The 19984-nt window shown below is 49.5% G+C and carries 15 protein-coding genes; 12 read left to right on the top strand and 3 right to left on the bottom strand.

Features of this window, described 5'->3' with window-relative positions:
• Positions 1-120 precede the first annotated feature (120 nt).
• From glgX to deoD, 9 genes are all read left to right on the top strand, one after another.
• On the top strand, positions 121-2250 hold the full coding sequence (glgX, locus tag L4D12_RS22350) for a glycogen debranching protein GlgX (protein ID WP_428450042.1): 2130 nt from the start codon (positions 121-123) through the stop codon (positions 2248-2250).
• Between the two features lie 44 nt (positions 2251-2294).
• A complete protein-coding gene (locus L4D12_RS22345; RefSeq protein ID WP_428450041.1) occupies positions 2295-3107 on the top strand; it encodes a TatD family hydrolase in 813 nt (270 codons plus the stop codon).
• A gap of 224 nt (positions 3108-3331) precedes the next feature.
• The gene (locus L4D12_RS22340) at positions 3332-4621 is read left to right on the top strand and encodes a NupC/NupG family nucleoside CNT transporter (protein ID WP_428450040.1); all 1290 of its coding nucleotides are present in this window, start codon (positions 3332-3334) and stop codon (positions 4619-4621) included.
• Positions 4622-4941: 320 nt separating this feature from the next.
• Complete coding sequence (locus L4D12_RS22335; RefSeq protein WP_428450039.1) at positions 4942-5112, top strand: XapX domain-containing protein; 171 nt, start codon at positions 4942-4944, stop codon at positions 5110-5112.
• 235 nt (positions 5113-5347) lie between these two features.
• Positions 5348-5509 carry a hypothetical protein gene (locus L4D12_RS22330; RefSeq protein ID WP_428450038.1) on the top strand — a complete coding sequence of 54 codons (162 nt, stop codon included), beginning with the start codon at positions 5348-5350 and terminating at the stop codon, positions 5507-5509.
• Between the two features lie 36 nt (positions 5510-5545).
• Positions 5546-6319, top strand: coding sequence for a deoxyribose-phosphate aldolase (gene deoC / locus L4D12_RS22325; RefSeq protein WP_428450037.1), 774 nt, complete (start codon positions 5546-5548; stop codon positions 6317-6319).
• A 225-nt stretch (positions 6320-6544) separates the two neighbouring features.
• Complete coding sequence (deoA, locus tag L4D12_RS22320; RefSeq protein ID WP_428450036.1) at positions 6545-7876, top strand: thymidine phosphorylase; 1332 nt, start codon at positions 6545-6547, stop codon at positions 7874-7876.
• 11 nt (positions 7877-7887) lie between these two features.
• Positions 7888-9108 (top strand): phosphopentomutase, encoded by a 1221-nt coding sequence (locus tag L4D12_RS22315; RefSeq protein ID WP_428450035.1) that lies wholly within the window; start codon positions 7888-7890, stop codon positions 9106-9108.
• Positions 9109-9253: 145 nt separating this feature from the next.
• Positions 9254-9979, top strand: coding sequence for a purine-nucleoside phosphorylase (gene deoD, locus L4D12_RS22310; protein WP_428450034.1), 726 nt, complete (start codon positions 9254-9256; stop codon positions 9977-9979).
• A 252-nt stretch (positions 9980-10231) separates the two neighbouring features.
• Here the strand turns inward: deoD and L4D12_RS22305 are convergent, their stop codons facing one another.
• Positions 10232-10846: a YtjB family periplasmic protein gene (locus L4D12_RS22305; RefSeq protein ID WP_428450033.1), complete on the bottom strand. Its 615-nt coding sequence runs from the start codon at positions 10844-10846 to the stop codon at positions 10232-10234.
• A gap of 104 nt (positions 10847-10950) precedes the next feature.
• Between L4D12_RS22305 and serB the strand changes: the two genes are divergently transcribed.
• A complete protein-coding gene (gene serB / locus L4D12_RS22300) occupies positions 10951-11901 on the top strand; it encodes a phosphoserine phosphatase (protein ID WP_428450032.1) in 951 nt (316 codons plus the stop codon).
• A gap of 27 nt (positions 11902-11928) precedes the next feature.
• Here the strand turns inward: serB and L4D12_RS22295 are convergent, their stop codons facing one another.
• Positions 11929-14277, bottom strand: coding sequence for a PilZ domain-containing protein (locus L4D12_RS22295; protein ID WP_428450031.1), 2349 nt, complete (start codon positions 14275-14277; stop codon positions 11929-11931).
• 139 nt (positions 14278-14416) lie between these two features.
• On the opposite strand from L4D12_RS22295, the gene radA reads away from it, so the two are divergent.
• Positions 14417-15799, top strand: coding sequence for a DNA repair protein RadA (gene radA / locus L4D12_RS22290; RefSeq protein WP_428450030.1), 1383 nt, complete (start codon positions 14417-14419; stop codon positions 15797-15799).
• Positions 15800-15910: 111 nt separating this feature from the next.
• Here the strand turns inward: radA and ettA are convergent, their stop codons facing one another.
• Complete coding sequence (gene ettA, locus L4D12_RS22285) at positions 15911-17578, bottom strand: energy-dependent translational throttle protein EttA (protein ID WP_428450029.1); 1668 nt, start codon at positions 17576-17578, stop codon at positions 15911-15913.
• 358 nt (positions 17579-17936) lie between these two features.
• Between ettA and sltY the strand changes: the two genes are divergently transcribed.
• Complete coding sequence (sltY, locus tag L4D12_RS22280; protein ID WP_428450028.1) at positions 17937-19934, top strand: murein transglycosylase; 1998 nt, start codon at positions 17937-17939, stop codon at positions 19932-19934.
• Positions 19935-19984: the final 50 nt, after the last annotated feature.

Raw genomic sequence — 19984 nt, 5'->3', positions numbered from 1 at the left:
GTGACGGCTTTTTTTATTAATGCGATCTCTCGACGAACACATTGCGTCATCCCGTCTATTATTCTCTTATGCAGATTGTTGCAATTGGGCATCAATCAACAGAGTCAACAGGGGTCGATCATGAATGAGCAATGTGGAGAGATTCGGCATATTGCCGCATCGGTGAATCAGGTTTTGGCAGCTGAAATGGATGTTTACACCTTACCGGGTGTGGCGTTCCCGCTCGGTACGTCGATACGTGACGGTGGCGTGAATTTCAGCCTCTATTCCAAAGATGCTACTCGGGTGACATTACATTTGTTTGCCGATAACACCGCGACAGTACCGCGACACTCATTTGAACTTAATCCTATATTGCATAAGCGGGGGCATTATTGGTTTATTTTTGTTGGCAATATAGCTCATGGTCAGCATTACGGCTATCAAGTGGATGGCCCTTGGTTGCCAGAAAAAGGGCGGCGATTTGATGAGAGTAAGGTGTTGCTTGATCCCTATAGCCAGGCGATAAGTCTCAGTCCACAGTATAGTCGTCAACGAGCCATCGATTCCGGTCCTAACATGGATGCATGCATGAAGAGTGTGGTGGTGGATCACCGGGGGTTTGACTGGCAAGACGTGCAGGCACCACGGCACTCTTTGACCAACACGATTATTTATGAAATGCATGTGGGGGGATTTACCCGTCACCCTTCATCGGGTATTGCGCCAGAAAAGCGGGGGACGTTTGCTGCTGTTATCGACAAAATACCGTACCTGATAGCAATGGGGATCACCGCAGTTGAGCTGATGCCGGTCCAGCAATTTGATGTTGATGATGCGCCTAGCGATAAGCAAAATTACTGGGGATATAGCCCGATTAACTTTTTTGCTGTCCATGCTGATTATTGTGTCGATAATGATCCACTGGCTGCGATTGATGAATTTAAAACCATGGTACGAGAGCTGCATCGAGCGGGTATTGAGGTGATTTTGGATGTGGTGTTCAACCATACCGCTGAAGGTGATGAAAACGGCCCGACGTTTTGCTTTAAGGGGCTGCAAAACGGCACCTATTACTTACTGGATAAAGAAACGGGCCATTATGGAAACTTCAGTGGCTGCGGTAATACCTGTAATGCCAATCACAGTGTGCTGCGACGGATGATCATTGATGCATTGCATTACTGGGTGACAGAAATGCATGTTGATGGTTTCCGGTTTGATTTGGCCTCGGTATTAGCAAGGGACAGTGGCGGGCATCCCATGCAAGAGCCGCCACTGCTTTGGTCTATCGATTCGGATCCGATTTTGTGCGACACCAAAATTATCGCCGAAGCGTGGGATGCCGCTGGGCTGTATCAGGTTGGTTCATTTATTGGCGATCGCTGGAATGAATGGAACGGGAAGTTCCGCGATGATGTGAGAGCTTTCTGGCGTGGTGATAATGGTTGTGTCAGCCGGTTTGCTTCTCGGCTCCTTGGTTCGCCGGATATTTATTGTCATCATCATCACACCCCCCACCGGTCAGTGAACTTTATCTGCGCTCATGATGGTTTTACCCTGAATGATTTGGTGAGTTATCACGATAAACATAATTTGGCCAACGGTGAAGATAACCGTGATGGGGATAACCACAATCTCTCGTGTAATTATGGGGTCGAAGGACCGATGGAGAATGGGGATATTGAAACATTACGTCATCGTCAGTGCAAGAATATGCTGGCTACCCTGTTTTTGTCGCTCGGGACACCGATGATAAGCATGGGAGATGAAATTCGTCGTACGCAGCGGGGCAATAACAATGCTTACTGCCAAGACAATGAAACCAGCTGGCTGGATTGGTCTCGGGTAGAAAGCCACAGTGATCTACTGCGTTTTGTTACCCTGCTGAGCCAGATCCGCAGTGCAGAGCCGACCATTGACTGGAATATGCATATGTCACTTAATTCCGTGCTTGAGGATGTGAATATCCGTTGGCACGGCGTGAATCCCAATCAGCCTGACTGGTCAGATCATTCCCATTCATTGGCATTGACGGTATACCATCCGCTGACACAGGATGAATTGTATGTGGTCTGTAATGCCTACTGGGATCCGCTGGAGTTTACTATCCCGGACAGACAGTACAGCGACTGGCATCTTCTGATTAATACCGCAAACCCGAGCCCGAGTGATATTTATCCTACTGATGACGCACCTAAATATGCTGAGGATACGCTTTTGGTCATGGGGCGCAGTATGATTGTTATGGTGGCGAAATCGCTTAAATAAATCGAGTAAAAACAAGGATGAGAACAATATGTCAGGATCCAATTATGTTGAAAGCCAGGTTGAAGAGTATGTTGATAGACAGCCACTGCCATTTTGATTTCGAACCGTTTTGCCTCGATCCAGAGCATTATTTGCATCAAGCCCATCAGGCCGGGATCGGGCAGTTAGTCATTCCGGCAGTGGGTCAGCGTAACTGGCCAGCCTTGCAAGCACTCGCGGCGCAGTTTGATGGGATTCATTATGGCCTAGGCTTGCACCCTTTTTTCAGCGCCGAACATGATGACGCGGCGGTGGAGGCGCTGGCCGAGGCGCTGGAGAGTGAATCACAATTAAGAATGAAAAAACGTTCTCGCTGCGTTGCGGTGGGGGAATGTGGGCTAGACTTTGCCATTGCGGCCGCGGATAAAGCGCAACAGGTCGCATTATTGAAGGCACAGTTAATACTGGCAAATAAACATGGTTTGCCAGTGATCTTGCATTGCCGTAAAGCGTTTCCGGAGCTAGTCCAGATTTTGAGACAAAATCAACCGATTGCTGGTGGGGTACTCCATGCTTTTTGTGGCAGCCAGCCTCAGGCCAAACAGCTTCTTGATCTAGGTATCAAAATTGGCGTAGGAGGAACGATTACCTATCGCCGCGCCAATAAAACTCGCAATACAATAGCAGCACTGCCATTGACGGCATTATTACTGGAAACGGATGCCCCCGATATGCCTGTTGCTGGATATCAAGGACAACCTAACCGACCTGATAGGCTAGTGAATATTTTGCATGAACTTGCATCGATAAGAGTGGAAAGCGAACGAGAAATTGCGCGGGTAACAACCTTAACGACCGCTGAACTTTTCGGTATCTAATCGTGAATCAGCATCACAAAATAAACGTTTGCGCTAAACGGTTGCGTGGCCTTTAATTTTGTTTTGTGACCGCACTCACGTTTGTGGTTTAGCTTTCACTTTCTTTCCTTGCAAACTGTGAGCCCGGCATTATTTTATCCGGCGCAGCATGAGTATAATGCGCCGGACTCTTAATGAGCCGAATTGTCGAGACGCCAAACTTAACTAAAGGGATGCCATAAACTATGAGCGTGTTTATGAGCCTGGTTGGGATGGTCGTGCTGCTACTGATTGCAGTGCTTCTATCTGATAACCGTAAAGCTATTAATCTTCGTACTGTTGGTGGTGCATTTGCCATCCAATTCTTTATTGGTGCATTTGTTCTGTATGTACCAGTCGGTCGTGACGTGCTGTATGGCATGTCTCAAGGTGTTGCTGAAGTTATCAACTATGGTAATAACGGTATCAACTTCCTGTTCGGTGGCCTGACTTCAGATAAAATGTTTGAACTGTTTGGTGGCGGCGGTTTCGTCTTTGCCTTACGCGTACTGCCGGTTATCGTGTTCTTCTCTGCACTGATCAGCGTACTTTACTACCTTGGCATTATGCAGGTTGTTATCAATATTCTTGGTGGCGGTTTACGTAAAGTTCTGGGCACGTCTCATGCAGAATCTATGTCTGCAACAGCTAATATTTTCGTTGGTCAAACGGAAGCACCATTGGTGATTCGCCCGTTCGTACCAAAAATGACGCAGTCTGAGCTGTTTGCGGTAATGTGTGGCGGTCTAGCCTCTGTTGCCGGTGGTGTACTGGCGGGTTATGCCTCTATGGGTGTACCACTAGAGTACTTGATTGCCGCTTCTTTCATGGCGGCACCGGGTGGTCTGCTATTTGCTAAGATCATCAAGCCAGAAACAGAAACCCCGATTGAGCAGTTGGCAGATGAGACCACTGAAGGCGACGACAAGCCAGCAAACGTGATTGACGCAGCCGCAGCGGGTGCCTCTTCAGGTATGCAGCTTGCACTGAACGTTGGCGCTATGCTACTTGCTTTCATCGGTCTGATCGCGCTGATTAATGGCATCTTTGGTATGGTCGGTGGCTGGTTCGGTATGCCTGAGCTAACACTCGAGCTGATCTTGGGTTATGTATTCTCACCGCTTGCATTCCTGATTGGTGTGCCATGGTCAGAATCACTAACGGCTGGTTCTTTCATCGGTCAGAAACTGGTTGTAAACGAATTCGTTGCTTACCTGAACTTTGCCCCTTATCTGAAAGATGTTGCTGACGGCGGCATGCTTGTGGCCCAAACTGGCGCTGAAATGTCTGATAAGACTAAAGCAATCATCTCGTTCGCATTGTGTGGTTTCGCTAACCTGTCATCAGTCGCTATCCTACTGGGTGGTCTAGGTGGTCTGGCGCCAAGCCGTCGCCACGATATCGCTCGCTTCGGTATGAAAGCCGTTGCAGCTGGTACGTTATCTAACCTGATGTCAGCAACCATTGCCGGTCTGTTCGTGACCCTGTCAATGTAATCGCTGAGCCATTCAGAATAATAAACGCCGCAGCTACCCGCTGCGGCGTTTTTGTTTTTGCACGATTTGGCTTGATTCTTTTTCGCTTTGGGCTTTTCATTCCTCGACCCTCGACCCTCGACCCTCGACCCTCGACCCTCGACCCTCGACCCTCGACCCTCGACCCATTCAACACATACAGTAAACATGGCCTTTATCCGCCCAGTCGCATGCCATAAAATCGATTGCGCTCCGGTTTCTGTTGATTCCCTTTGCTACATTACTTTCGTTGCCGGGCAGACTACACTTTCTTTGGGCTGTAACAGACAGAGAGAATGACTATGTATGAGGTGATACTGGCGTTAATTACCGGGGCTTTTGTTGGCGTGTTGTTTTCCGCACTTAAGTTACCGATTCCAGCACCACCGGTGTTATCCGGGGTGATGGGGATTGTAGGTGTTTACCTTGGTGGTATTGCTTACCAATGGATTGTAGAACGTTTTTTTTCCTGACCATGCCCCTTGAGACGGCTGAGCGTCAGCCGACAGTGTTTTTCTTTGGGTAAACACATTGTCCACGGTAGGAAACGTATCTTTCATGGTGGGGATCAGGCTGGCTTGGTATGATGAGTTCACACCATCACAAACGGATTAACACTGTTTAGCCGTTCCCTTTCATGCTGGATTATTAGTATGAATGGTTAGACAGTAGCACGGCCGACAACCTTTGTTCGGGTTGCCCGGTACGGTGAAACGGATAGCAATCAGCCTCTCTTGTAGGGTTGAGTCTTCAGGGAATCAAGTCCGTAATGCCTATTCAGCGACTGACTGGCTGGGTATGACTGTTCGTGTAGGCGGGCTGTTTGGCGGTGGAGCAACCGAGTGCCGTCAGGCGTATAGAACAGTTTAATAAACTTGATAGAAAATAACAGGACTGGAGATAGTCATGAGCGATTTGAAAGCTGCTGCACTACGTGCGCTTAAATTAATGGATCTTACCACTCTGAACGATGACGACACTGATGCGAAAGTGATCGAGTTGTGTAAGAACGCAAAAACCGCTGTCGGTAACACAGCAGCAGTGTGTATCTACCCGCGTTTTATTCCTGTAGCGAAGAAGCAGCTACGTGAGCAGGGTACGCCTGATGTTCGCATTGCAACCGTGACAAACTTCCCGCACGGTAACGATGATATTGAGATTGCGGTTGCTGAAACAAAAGCGGCTGTGGCTTATGGTGCCGATGAAGTTGACGTTGTTTTCCCATACCGTGCACTAATGGCCGGCAATGAAGAAGTAGGCTTTGAGCTGGTTAAGCAGTGTAAAGCGGCGTGTGGCGATATTCTGCTAAAAGTGATCATCGAAACCGGTGAGCTAAAAACAGAAGCGCTGATCAAAAAAGCCTCTGAGCTATCTATCAAAGCCGGTGCAGACTTCATCAAAACATCAACCGGTAAAGTGCCAGTTAACGCAACCCCTGAATATGCTGAGATCATGCTGAATGTGATCAAAGACATGGGCGTAGCAGCAACCGTTGGTTTCAAACCAGCGGGTGGCGTGCGTACTGCAGAAGACGCACAGCAATATCTTGCAATGGCTGACCGCATCTTGGGTGCAGAGTGGGCCGACAACATGCACTACCGTTTCGGCGCATCAAGCTTGCTAGCTAACCTGCTTCACACTCTAGGTGAAGGCGACAAAGCGGCTGAAGGCGGCTACTAATCTTTTCCGGTAAGGTGGCATTTCGCCACCTTACTTTTAGGTCGACAGACCACCGTTATCCGTGATGTTTTACTATTTGGTTCTTGCCGGGTCCTGCTATCGCAGATCGTAGGCGGATGCCCTGCACCCGAGAATCATCAATTGCGCCGCGCGTCAGGTTATTTAACGCGGGTGACAGAGTAAAACGTTATTGAACCGAAATATCGACATTGGACGGGGAATACCATGTATTTACCACAAGAAATCATTCGTAAAAAACGTGACAACATCGAGCTGACTGCTGACGAGATCAATTTCTTCATTCAAGGTATCGCCAAAGATACCGTCTCTGAAGGTCAAATAGCGGCTTTTGCAATGGCTGTTTACTTCAATGATATGACCATGGCAGAGCGTGTTGCGCTGACATGTGCAATGCGTGACTCAGGGATGGTGATTGACTGGGACTACATGAATTTTGATGGTCCGATTGTCGACAAACATTCCACTGGCGGTGTGGGTGATGTGACATCACTGATGCTTGGTCCAATGGTGGCTGCTTGTGGTGGTTATGTGCCAATGATTTCTGGCCGTGGTCTGGGTCACACTGGCGGTACGTTGGATAAGCTGGAGTCTATCCCGGGTTACAACATTACCCCAACCAATGAAGTATTTGGTCAGGTGACTAAAGACGCCGGCGTAGCCATTATCGGCCAGACCGGCGATTTGGCACCGGCTGACAAGCGTGTTTACGCGACACGTGATGTGACAGCGACGGTAGATAATATCTCCCTGATCACCGCGTCTATTTTGTCGAAAAAACTGGCCGCAGGTCTTGGTTCGCTAGTGATGGACGTCAAAGTCGGTTCTGGCGCATTCATGCCAACCTATGAAGCATCGGAAGAGCTGGCAAAGTCGATTGTTGCCGTGGCGAATGGTGCGGGTACTAAAACGACCGCCTTGCTGACCGACATGAATCAGGTCTTAGCATCAACGGCAGGTAATGCCCTGGAAGTGCGTGAAGCGGTGCAATTCTTGACCGGTGAATACCGTAACCCGCGCTTATTTGAAGTAACAATGGCGTTGTGTGCAGAAATGCTGGTAAATAGTGGTTTAGCAGTAGATATTGAGCAAGCGCGCGAGAAATTGCAGGTGGTACTGGACAACGGTAAAGCCGCGGAATGTTTCGGTAAAATGGTTGCCGGTCTGGGTGGTCCAAGTGACTTCATGACAAATTACGACAACTACTTAGAGAAGGCTGAAATTGCCAAGCCTGTCTTTGCCGAAACTACCGGTTATGTTTACGCCATGGACACTCGTGGTCTGGGGATGGCCGTCGTTGGTATGGGTGGTGGTCGCCGAGTTGCGGCAGATACCATTGATTATGCGGTTGGCCTGAGTGACATGATCCGTTTGGGTGATGCGGTGACTGCGGAAACCCCGCTTGCCGTGATCCACGCGCGCACAGAAGCACAGTGGGAAGAAGCGGCGAAAGCAGTACGCGCTAACATCACTATTGCCGATGTTAAGCCTGAGCCAACGCCGGTTGTATACCGCCGTGTTCGCCCTGAAGATCTTTAATGGAGTTCAAGATGAAACGATCTATTATTCTGGTACTTGATTCATTTGGCATTGGTGCCACAGAAGATGCCGTTCAGTTTGGCGACGTAGGGGCTAATACCCTAGGTCACATTGCTAAGGCGTGTGCCCGTGGCGAAGCCGACAATGGCGTTCGCAGTGGTAAATTGCACCTGCCTAACCTGAACAAGCTAGGTTTGGGTAAAGCCGCTGAAGAATCATCAGGCGAATTCCCTGAAGGCTTGGATCCTGAGGTCGAGATCACGGGGGCTTACGCTCACGCAAAAGAGCTGTCTTCAGGTAAAGATACTCCATCTGGACACTGGGAAATTGCGGGTGTGCCAGTGCTATTTGATTGGGGATATTTCTCTGATCACAGCAACAGCTTTCCAAAAGAATTGACCGATCGCATTCTAAAACGTGCCAATTTACCGGGCTTCCTCGGCAACTGCCATGCATCAGGTACACAAGTTCTTGATGACCTAGGCGAAGAGCACATGAAAACAGGCATGCCTATTTTCTATACCTCGGCAGATTCCGTATTCCAGATTGCATGCCACGAAGAGACCTTCGGCTTGGATAATCTGATGACCCTGTGTCAGATCGCCCGTGAAGAACTGGAAGACTACAACATTGGCCGTGTGATTGCGCGTCCGTTCATTGGCCCGGGTAAAGGCCAGTTTGAGCGTACTGGTAACCGCCGTGATTTATCCCTTGAGCCACCTGCGGCAACCGTATTACAAAAGCTGGTTGACGAAAAAGGCGGTCAAGTGATCTCTATCGGTAAGATCTCTGATATTTACGCTGGCTGTGGTATTTCTAAGAAAGTGAAAGCGACCGGTATTCCGGCACTGTTTGAAGCTACCCTTGAGCAAATCAAAGCGGCAGGTGATAACACTATCGTGTTCACGAACTTTGTTGATTTCGATTCTGCTTACGGTCACCGCCGTGATGTTGCAGGCTATGCGGCAGCACTGGAGTATTTTGATAAGCGTCTGCCAGAGATCCTTGAACTGCTACAAGATGACGATGTATTGATCCTTACCGCTGATCACGGTTGCGATCCAACGTGGGAAGGCACGGATCATACCCGTGAGCATATCCCTGTTTTGGTGACCGGTCCGAAGATCAAAGCGGGTTCATTGGGTCGCCGTGAAACATTTGCTGATATTGGCCAGAGCTTGGCGGAGTACTTTGGTACTTCCGACATGGATTACGGGAAGTCATTCCTGTAAAGCCTGATAGCAAAAGCGACAGATAAATGGGCTGTTTCGATCTATATTTGTCCTAGATCGAAACAGCAATGAATAGACTTGTTTACATTGGTGTTGGCAAAATAAGATAAGCCCAACCCCAACCGATGAGATTAAGGAAATAACGATGGCGACTCCTCACATTAACGCAGAAATGGGTGACTTTGCAGACGTAGTATTGATGCCGGGTGATCCACTTCGCGCAAAATACATTGCAGAAACCTTCCTAGATGATGCAAAAGAAGTGTGCAACGTGCGCAGCATGTTTGGTTATACCGGTACTTACAAAGGTCGTAAGATCTCTGTAATGGGTCACGGTATGGGTATCCCTTCTTGCTCTATCTACGCGACTGAGTTGATCAAAGATTTCGGCGTGAAGAAAATTATCCGCGTAGGCAGCTGTGGTGCCGTACGTGATGATGTGAACCTGCGTGATGTTGTGATCGGCATGGGTGCATCAACGGATTCGAAAGTAAACCGTATCCGCTTTGGTAACCATGACTTTGCTGCACTGGCTGACTACGGCATGGTACAAAATGCTGTAGAAGCAGCGAAAGCAAAAGGTATCGATGTTAAAGTCGGTAATATCTTCTCTGCCGATCTATTCTACAACCCTGATTTCGACTTCTTCCAGACCATGAAGAAATACGGCATTGTCGGTGTTGAAATGGAAGCGGCTGGTATTTACGGCCTAGCGGCTGAGTACGGCGCGAAAGCACTGACTATCTGTACTGTTTCTGATCACATTCTACGTGGCGAAGCGACCAGCTCTGAAGAGCGTCAGCTGACGTTCAACGAGATGATGGAAATCGCACTGGAATCAGTACTTCTGGGTGATGCAGAGGAAGCGTAATCGCGACTGATTGCTATCATCTGATAGAAAAAGGGCTTGCCACACGGCAAGCCCTTTTTTCGCATCTAGATTCGAGGGACGAGTAGCGAAGAAAAGCAGGGACTAGGGAAAGCAGAAGCTAGGGGCTAGAAAGAGCGAAATAACACGTAATGATCTTTTTCGACCCTGCTTTTCCATTCTTGCTTCTCCTCGTTCCTGCCTTTCCTCTAACCTCGTACCTCGCTCCTGCTTTCCCTCGCCCCTCGAGATTCGCTATTCTTTGCTGTTTGCAGTTAATAGAAACGGGAAGTGCCAGATGTCTTTACGACGACCAAACGTGAAGGCAATCAAAAAGCCAATCATTAGGGCGGTTAAGATCAAGCCACGGATCATATTGGTAGTCTGAGCGAGTTCTGCTTGAGTCTCAGAGAGGATTTTATCGTGTTCGAGCGTCAGCCGTAAAAAGCCCACAATCTGGTTCTGATTCATGATCGGCTCAACCAGCTGCTGACGACCAAAGCTGCCAACCGACAGTGGTGTTGAGAGACCAGTCACGAGTGTCAGAGGCATGGCTCCGATATTTTTTGCCACGGTAGCCCCTTCGATATCATAAATCGTGGCATCGAGGATCAAGGGTTCGCTGACCAGTTGTTTCACCAGTGTCTGCAGCTTTTCCTGATCTTTTTCGATGATATCCATCGCAGCCGTTTCTGCTGCCTGGCGGGCCATTAAGCGGGATAATTGCTGAGTCTGGCCACTCAGTGCCTGATAGTTACGTTGGGTCAGCTCTGCGCTAAATTCCAGCATGGTGATCACAGCCGCTAAGCTACCGAACAAAACGAAAAGCTGCCATGCTTTTTGAAAACGAGTTTTTTTTATTTTCATCATCTCTGTGCTACATACGGTGCCAAAATTATCTTTAGACTTGCCCAAGTAATTTGCAATAGGGTAACGTGTGACAAGGCGTTTACTTTAACATGGATGATTTATAAGTGCTTAAAATAAGGAAACATACTTCTTTACTGCAGCGTTACCCGTCAGTGGTGAGTGCCAATAACCTCGATCGTAGCCGCTCGCAAACGCTGATTTACGGTGAATCCATCAGCCCACAGATGATTCTTCAGATAGAAGCGTTGCTGGGGGCGTCATTAGGATTAACGGCGGCCTGGAAAGTGGGCCGTTATGATTGCTTGCTGGCGACGACAGCTTATTCCGCACAGCTGGAGCAATGCGTGATCAGCCAACGGCTGGATATTGCGGATGTGCGTGATGTTCCTGATTTACAGGGACCCGGTCTGGTCGTGATGGATATGGATTCAACGGCGATTGAAATTGAATGTATCGATGAGATTGCGGTGCTTGCTGGCGTTGGGCCGCAAGTGGCAGAGGTCACCGAGCGGGCCATGCAAGGTGATCTGGATTTTGAGCAGAGCTTGCGTCAGCGTGTGGCAACGCTGGCGGGGGCTGATGCCTCCATCCTTGAAACCGTGCGAGCGACACTACCGTTGATGCCAGAGCTGCGAGAGCTGGTGGCAACCCTTCATCATTACGGCTGGAAAGCCGCCATTGCCTCCGGTGGGTTTACCTATTTTTCTGATCACCTTAAGCAAGAGTTAAGGTTGGCGCACGCTCAATCGAACAAACTTGAGATCATCGACGGTAAGCTCACTGGCAAGGTATTGGGCGAGATTGTTGATGCTAACGCGAAGGCCAGGATCTTACACGCACTGGCTGAGGAGCATGGCATTGCTTTGCATAACACCATTGCGGTTGGCGATGGGGCTAATGATTTGGTCATGATTAATGCTGCTGGCTTAGGGGTTGCGTATCATGCGAAACCCAAAGTGGAAAAAGCAGCACCAGTCGCGGTTCGTTACGCCGATCTCGGTGCTGTTATATGCTTGCTGTCTGTTTCGTTGCTGCCTCAGCAACTGGACTGGTAAGTCCCGAGCGTCGTTGAACGGTGGCGATTATTTAATTTCCAGTCTGATCAGCACCTCATCGGTGATATCGTGGAGCTCACCACAGCCGATGAGGGAGCTGAGTTCATTCTCCAGTGCGCGTGCCCGGTGAAGGGTTCGTCGGGCCAATTCCCCTAATTCCTGACCGATCAGTGCGGTCATCGGGCTGCGTACTGGCACCGCTGTTACCCGAATCGCCATAAATTCGCCGTTAGATTTTGCATGGTTGATAAAGTTTATTCGGGCATTTGTGCTGTCAAACTCATCGAGTAGCTTGGCTTCAATATGGGTAAGGTGGTTGTTACGGTGTTGGACCCATAGGTAGAGTTCATGAATAAAAGGGTGGCGGATCTCAACTGGGCGCATGGTTTCAGCCAGCATACGTTTAAGCCGGTTACGAAATAAGGGTTCCAGTGAATAGCCTTTACCTTCGGCTATCTGATTAAACAGTTTGACTAACGGCGGGTAGGGGAAATTACAGCCAAGCGCTTTGAGCTTGACCTTATAATCCACTTTCTCGGCAAAATAAGGTACACAGTTAAGTCGGCTGAGCAGCATTTGGTGCATGGCCATCAGCAGTTCCCCATGGGGGAGTTGCTCTTCTTCTAGAATCAACTTGTTGCCATTGCTTTGGATCAACTTACGTAAAAACAGCTCACTTTTGGCCGCCAGCTCGCCACTCCCGGTGGTTAGCTGGATCTGGCAACAATCCGGACTGATCCGGATCACCTTATAAGGCACATGACTCAGCGGAGCCTTCCTGTCTGCTTTTTGTAGCTGTGGGAAACTGATGCTGACCTCGTCATTGCGGCGCACGGGCAAGGGTGATTGCAGTGTCAGATTCAGTCCGCGGGATGAGAAGTCGATACTGTTTCCGGCTATCTGGTGATGTTCAGCCGTGTGGAATAGGATCGGCGTATTAAACAGAAAGCGGTCTTCGCTGCGCTGCGGTTTCGGATCAAAATAAATCGCTTTGGCCGTAGCAACAGGGTTACGCGGGTGGCGATACTCCTGCAGGGCACTGCTGGCAAGTTGGGGTTTGCTCGCCCGGCGATAATCGTGCTGAGCATGACGGTTGGTCAAATCTTGTAGTTGCCCGATATGTGTCAGCGAGGCCAGTTGATCAATCATTTCAGGGGCGATGTCTTTTAAACACTCAATGTCTTCTGGCTCGATAGGCTGCAGGGTCAGACGTAATACCCGCCAGCTGTCACGCTGGGCACCGATATGCCAAAACAGATGACGTTGAGCCCCATCCATTTCAGACTGCGCTGCCGAGTAGAAAAACGTTTTGTTATCATGTTCGTGGCTGAAGCTGTAGATCAGCGTGCTCGATTGTTTGAGGCCTGCCTTACCTAAGCTTGCGATACGGTCATGTGACAGCAGATGGTTGATCACCGGTTGATTTCTGTCATCGTGCCAGTCTTGCCAAAGATGGCGGTTATGCTCGGTTAGCAGGCTATATTTCAAGGTGGAACCGGCAAAGAACAGCGGCATACCAGAGCTGTGTTTGAGGAAGCAGTGTTCATAGCCTTTGGTGCGGACTTGGATCACTTTGTCTTCATGATTTTGGCGGGCACGGCTTTGTGACAAACTCTGATCAATGGCCGATTTGATGATGGTGTTATCACTGGTGATTTTAACCCGTAACCATTTGTAGCTGTTATTCTCTTGGTTTTCATCAATTCCTAAGATCCGGTAGTTCAGCCCCTGCATCAGCTGGTTATCATTGAGCGCCTCGGCCAGCTTAGGAAAATAAGCTGTTACCGTCATGCCGAGGTTATATCTGAATGCGGCAGGCACTTTGAATTTTGCGCCGGAATAGGATAAATCGGATGTGAATCCATGAACCTCTTGGCGAAAAGGAAGCACTAGATTGACCGGTGTTCCGATTTGCAGCCGGTTTTCGTTGCGGGTAAGGTAGTGACCAAAACGCAGCAGCGGGGTATCAAACTGGGTATCACGTTCAGCCTTTGTATGTACGGCTTGTGGGGGATGCTTCTTCTGTCGGTGCATGACCCGAAAATTATTATGCGTATTCATTAAGGCTTCATACAAGCCGACGCGAAACTTACCATCGAAGAGTTTGATGCGTTTATGGTAGGTATTGATCGCGACATCATCGAGCCAATGCTGCAGGCCGTTAAGTTGATACGGGCGGCATTCACCGTTGACTCTGCCTCGAAGATCGACGATTTGATGACAAGGTGCCATGATCCGACGGAGCTCCATCTTGATCTGTAGGCGGGTCGGCGCATCCTCGCCCTCGGTCATCATTTGAAAAACATAGTCGAAGTCATCACTGCCATAGGCAGGGATGAGCTTTTCAATCAATCCTTTGTGGTCATCGAGCAACATAGATATTATTTATGATTAAGTTATTCGTTAATTATCGGTATTTTGCCCTAAAAGTTGAGTGCGAGATCAACGAGTAGGGTATTTTTTTCTTAACACAGCAGCCATTTTTTGACTGCTGTGGCATTTAATAAGGTGAATCATGGCGAAAACCAAGCGCGCTTATGTCTGCAGTGATTGTGGAGCAGATTTTCCCCGCTGGCAGGGGCAGTGTAGCGCATGTGCCGCATGGAATACGATAACGGAGTTCACAGTACCGAAAATCCGTACTACAGCCAGCACTGGCGCAGTGACGAGCAGTTATGCGGGTACGGCGACCAAAATACAGAAATTGTCTGAAGTTGAGAGCAAAGATCTGCCGCGCTACAGCTCGGGGATTTCCGAGTTAGACCGTGTGTTTGGTGGGGGTATCGTACCGGGATCGGTCTTGTTGTTGTGTGGTGATCCCGGCGCCGGTAAATCAACACTGTTACTGCAAAGCATCGGGGCCGTTGCGGGGACAAAGTCCGCGTTATATGTGTCGGGTGAGGAATCCATTCATCAGATCTCGCAGCGTGCCCAGCGCTTAAGAACACCAAACATTGATAAAATTCATGTGGTAGCTGAAACGTCGGTAGAGCAGATCTTGCACCACATCAATGAGCATAAAATTGAATTTGTGATCATTGATTCGATCCAGACCATGACCGTTGCCCACAATGACTCCGCGGCGGGCAGTCCGAGTCAGGTGAAGGAGTCGGCGGCAGCGTTGACCCGCTTTGCGAAGACAGAAGGAGTGACCTTCATGATTGTCGGTCACATCAATAAAGATTCCAATGTCGCGGGGCCGATGCAGCTGATCCACATTGTCGATGGCTTGTTTGCACTGTCATCGACCGCCGATGAAAAGTTTCGGGTATTGCGTACGTCGAAAAACCGATTCGGCGCGGATTCAGAATCGTGTTTTTTTGCGATGACAGAATCGGGAATGAAGCAGGTAAAAAACCCGTCGGCATTGTTCCTCAGCCGGTCGGATAAAAACCATGCGGGATCGGCCTGTACCACATTGTGGGAAGGAACCCGGCCATTGCTGGTGGAAATTCAGGCGTTGTGTAATAACTCAGTGACGGAAAATCCGCGCCGTCTGACGGTGGGGTATGACTCGAACCGTCTGGCGATGTCGATTGCCGTTCTGGCCCGCCACGGTGGGGTGATGCTGTCGGACATGGATATTTTTGTTAACTGTGTCGGCGGGATCAAAATTGAGGAAACATCGGCGGATTTAGCTGTGTTGCTGTCAATTTTCTCCAGCTTCAAGAATGCGCCGATCCCACAGGATGTACTGGTGTTTGGGGAAATTGGTCTTAATGGCGATATCCGGCCGGCAGCCAACGGGGTTGAGCGGATCCGAGAGGCCGCCAAGCAAGGCTTCACCCGTGCGATTGTGCCAAAGGCCAATGCTAGCCGTCAGATCACGGGCATAGAGATCATTGCGGTCGAAGACTTACAAGAAGCACTGAGTGCTTTTGAGCGGGTCGCGATGTGATCGATTTCTGATCCGTTATTTTCTCATGAAAAAGGGCTGCGTTAAGCAGCCCTTTTTTTATCCGTATTTTTTTACGCGCGTTATATACACGCGTTAAACGAATATCACCAATTACTTGGTCATACGCTTGTACTTGATGCGGTGAGGCTCGGCAGCCTGCGCGCCCAATGTTTTCTTGATCCAGTCGGTGTATTCGGTGTAGTTACCTTCGAAGAAGTTAACCTGACCTTCATCACGGTAGTCAAGAATATGGGTCGCCACACGGTCAAGGAACCAACGGTCGTGCGAGATCACCATGGCGCAGCCAGGGAATTCCAGCAACGCTTCTTCCAGGGCTCGCAGGGTTTCGACGTCGAGGTCGTTGGTCGGTTCATCGAGTAGCAATACGTTGCCGCCCGCTTTTAGCAGTTTCGCGAGGTGAACACGGTTACGCTCACCACCGGATAGATCACCAATCAGTTTCTGTTGATCGCTACCACGGAAGTTAAAGCGCGATGCGTAAGCTCGGGCTGGTACTTCGTAGTTATTGATACGGATGATTTCCGCGCCTTCAGAAATTTCTTGGTAGACCGTATTTTTGTCATTCATGCTGTCACGGAACTGATCAACCGAGGCCAGTTTCACCGTATCACCCAGCTCGATGGTTCCGGCATCGGGTTGCTCTACGCCGCTAAGCATCTTGAATAGGGTTGATTTACCCGCACCGTTGGCACCAATAATGCCGACGATAGCGCCTTTAGGCATGCTGAAAGACAGGTTGTCGATCAGAACACGGTCGCCAAATGATTTGGTTAGGTTGTTCACTTCCAGCACTTTGTCACCTAAACGCTCACCCGGCGGGATGAACAGTTCGTTGGTTTCGTTACGACGCTGGTGATCGGTGGTGTTCAGCTCCTCAAAGCGAGCCATACGGGCCTTCGATTTCGCCTGACGGCCTTTAGGGTTTTGACGAACCCACTCAAGCTCTTTAGCGATGGTTTTCTGGCGTGCATTTTCTTGAGAAGATTCTTGCTGCAAACGCGCATCTTTCTGCTCAAGCCACGAGGTGTAGTTACCCTGCCATGGAATACCTTCACCACGGTCAAGCTCCAGGATCCAGCCTGCTGCATTATCCAGGAAGTAACGGTCGTGGGTGATCGCCACAACGGTACCACTGTAATCGACCAGGAAGTGCTCAAGCCACGCAACTGATTCTGCATCTAAGTGGTTAGTCGGTTCATCAAGCAGTAGCATATCTGGCTTATCGAGTAGCAAACGACAGATAGCTACACGGCGACGCTCACCACCTGACAAGTGTTTAATTGGCGCATCCCATTCAGGCAGGCGCAGGGCATCTGCCGCACGCTCTAGCTGCATATCCAGATTGTGGCCGTCTTTGGTCGCGATTAACGCTTCCAGATCGCCTTGTTCTTTGGCCAGCGCATCAAAATCTGCATCCGGCTCAGCGTAGGCCGCATAGACCGCATCAAGGCGTGTCAACGCGTCTTTGACATCCGCAACGGACTCTTCAACCACTTCACGCACGGTTTTTTCTTCATCCAGTACAGGTTCCTGTGGCAGGTAACCGACTTTCAGGCCTTTTTGTGGGCGAGCTTCACCTTCAATGTCGGTATCGATCCCCGCCATAATACGAAGCAGGGATGATTTACCGGATCCGTTAAGACCCAATACCCCGATTTTTGCACCAGGGAAGAAACTCAATGATATATCTTTTAGGATTTGACGCTTGGGTGGGACGATTTTGCCCACGCGCGACATGGTATAGACGTATTCAGCCATAGCCGTTTGCGATCTCTAAACTAAATGAAAGGGATGTATTTTACCTGTTCTGGACATGAGTTTAACAGCAATGTTGATAATTAAGGTGCAATACCAAATGGAAAATCTCCCTTCGCGCACCGGATCACAGTACGGATATGTAAATCGCTTTTACAGACAGTGATATCACTACAAATTTTGGTGATGAATGCGTGATGCAGGCAGGCAATGACCGCGTTTGGTATTAAGCTCAATACAGACCCGCTGGATTGACAGTTACCCGAATAAGGAGTGATTGTCATTGGCGATACACACAATATTGATAGGGTTTGATGTGAGTCCAACCTTATGTGCTGTGACTTGTGGATTATGAAATTATATGCAATATAACACTGTTAATGATTGGCCCGAACGGCCATGTGAACCAGAAAAATGGGATGGTGCAGTGCATAGCAAGAAAAGTCGGAAAATATGGCCAAGCCTGATGATAACTATCGGGTTGATGTTGATGCCAGAGGCTCATGCGGATACGTTGGATCAGCAACGGACGTGGTATGAACAGGCACAGGAGGCGTTGGCAGACAAGGATCTTAATGCTTACCAGAACTTACGAAGCAAGCTGGATAGTTACCCGTTGGTGCCATACTTGGATTACCGGGCCTTTGCACAATCGTTATTCGATAAATCGCCGGAACACGTCGAGGCTTTCTTGGCGGAGTTTCAGCAGCTGCCGTTTGGCGGCACGATCAAAGAGCGTTATTTGACACACCTGGCCAATACAAATCGCTGGGGGGACTTTCTTGAGCTGCAGCCTAAGCCGCCCCGCAGCCAAGTGCTGCAGTGTCATTATTACTATGCTAAGAGCCAGCAAGGTGCGAAAGACGTTGCCTGGAAAGGGGCTAAATCCTTATGGTTAACCGGGAAATCGACCCTGTCGGCTTGTGATCCGTTACTGGATCAGTGGCAAAAGGCCGGCCTGCGTACCAATGCTTTGATCTTGGAGCGAATGCTGCTGGTATATAGTGAAGGTAATCGTAGCCGTCTGATCTATCTGGATAAACAGTTAACCGGTAACAGCCAGCAAACTGGGCAAGAGGTGCTGGCACTTTTTGATAAACCAGAAGGTGTCGCTGACTTTGCCAAGCGCAGTAAAGTGACGCCGTTTAACCAGCAGCTGACCATACTGGCGTATAAAAAGCTGGTGCGTAGCGATGTAAATGACGCGATTGCGCAATATCCCCGTACCATGCAGGGGCAGCATTTTGGTGTCGTGCAACAGCAATTGCTGGCGGACTACACTGCCAGTCGGCTGATGGCCAGCGATGACGAAGCGTTGCAGCAATGGCGGGATCAGGCGTTAGCCAAAACCCGCAGTGTGTCATTGCTTGAACGGCGGATCCGCCAAGCAATGCGAGAAGATGACTGGCAAGCGGTTGCAAGCTGGTTCAAGCGTCTGCCTGAATCGGCAAGAAAAACCACGCGCTGGCAGTTCTGGCAAGCCCGGTTAGATGAAAGGGCCGGAAACAAAGAAAAAGCCGATAAGGGATATACGCAACTCCTCGGTCAGCGCAATTTCTACAGTGCCGCCGCCGCGACGGTGCTGGGTAAGCCGATTGTGTATGACATCAAAAGGGCGACCCAGGATAAAAGCATTACTGCCCAATACAGCAAAACATTGGTGCGGATCAAAGAGCTTATCGCTCTCGATAAACTGCAAGCAGCGGGCCGGGAATGGCAGTACCTGTTGCAGGGTATGAATAATGACGAAATTGTCGCAATGGCAGCTTATGCTGCTGCTCATCGCTGGCACCACCTGGCGGTGCAGGCCACGATAGCCGGTAAATTGTGGGATCACATTGCATTGCGTTTCCCCATTGCCCACCAGTGGTGGTTTGATTTCTTCAGTAAGCAGCGTGATCTGCCCGTCACCACCATGATGGCATTGGCCCGTCAGGAGAGTGCACTGAATGTCGAAGCAATGTCGCCGGTTGGCGCTCGCGGCCTGATGCAGCTGATGCCCGGAACCGCCAAAGAAACCGCCAAGCAGCTAGGTCGAAACTATCAGGGTAAAGACAGTTTGCTTGATCCCGGCGTGAACATTCGTCTAGGAAGCGGCTATCTGAAAATGATGTTGGAGCGTTACGACAATAACCGTGTTTTTGCCTTTGCCGCTTACAATGCCGGCCCTCGCCGGGTAGACAGTTGGCGTGAAGGCACTGATGGCAAACTGGATGTGTATGCCTTTATTGAAGCCATCCCGTTTAATGAAACCCGCGGTTATGTGCAAAATGTGCTGATGTTTGAGGTGTATTACGGCGGGTTGACCGACAGGGCGATCCCGTTATTGCAACCGAATGAGCTCAAGGCGAAGTACTAGGTGGAAATTTCTTGGCAGGGGCTAGGTTGTCCCTGCGTAAAGGGATAGAA

It is taken from the genome of Photobacterium nomapromontoriensis, from assembly GCF_050336815.1.
GTDB classification, from domain to species: Bacteria; Pseudomonadota; Gammaproteobacteria; order Enterobacterales; family Vibrionaceae; genus Photobacterium; species Photobacterium nomapromontoriensis.
This window is presented reverse-complemented; position numbering and strand designations above follow the sequence as displayed.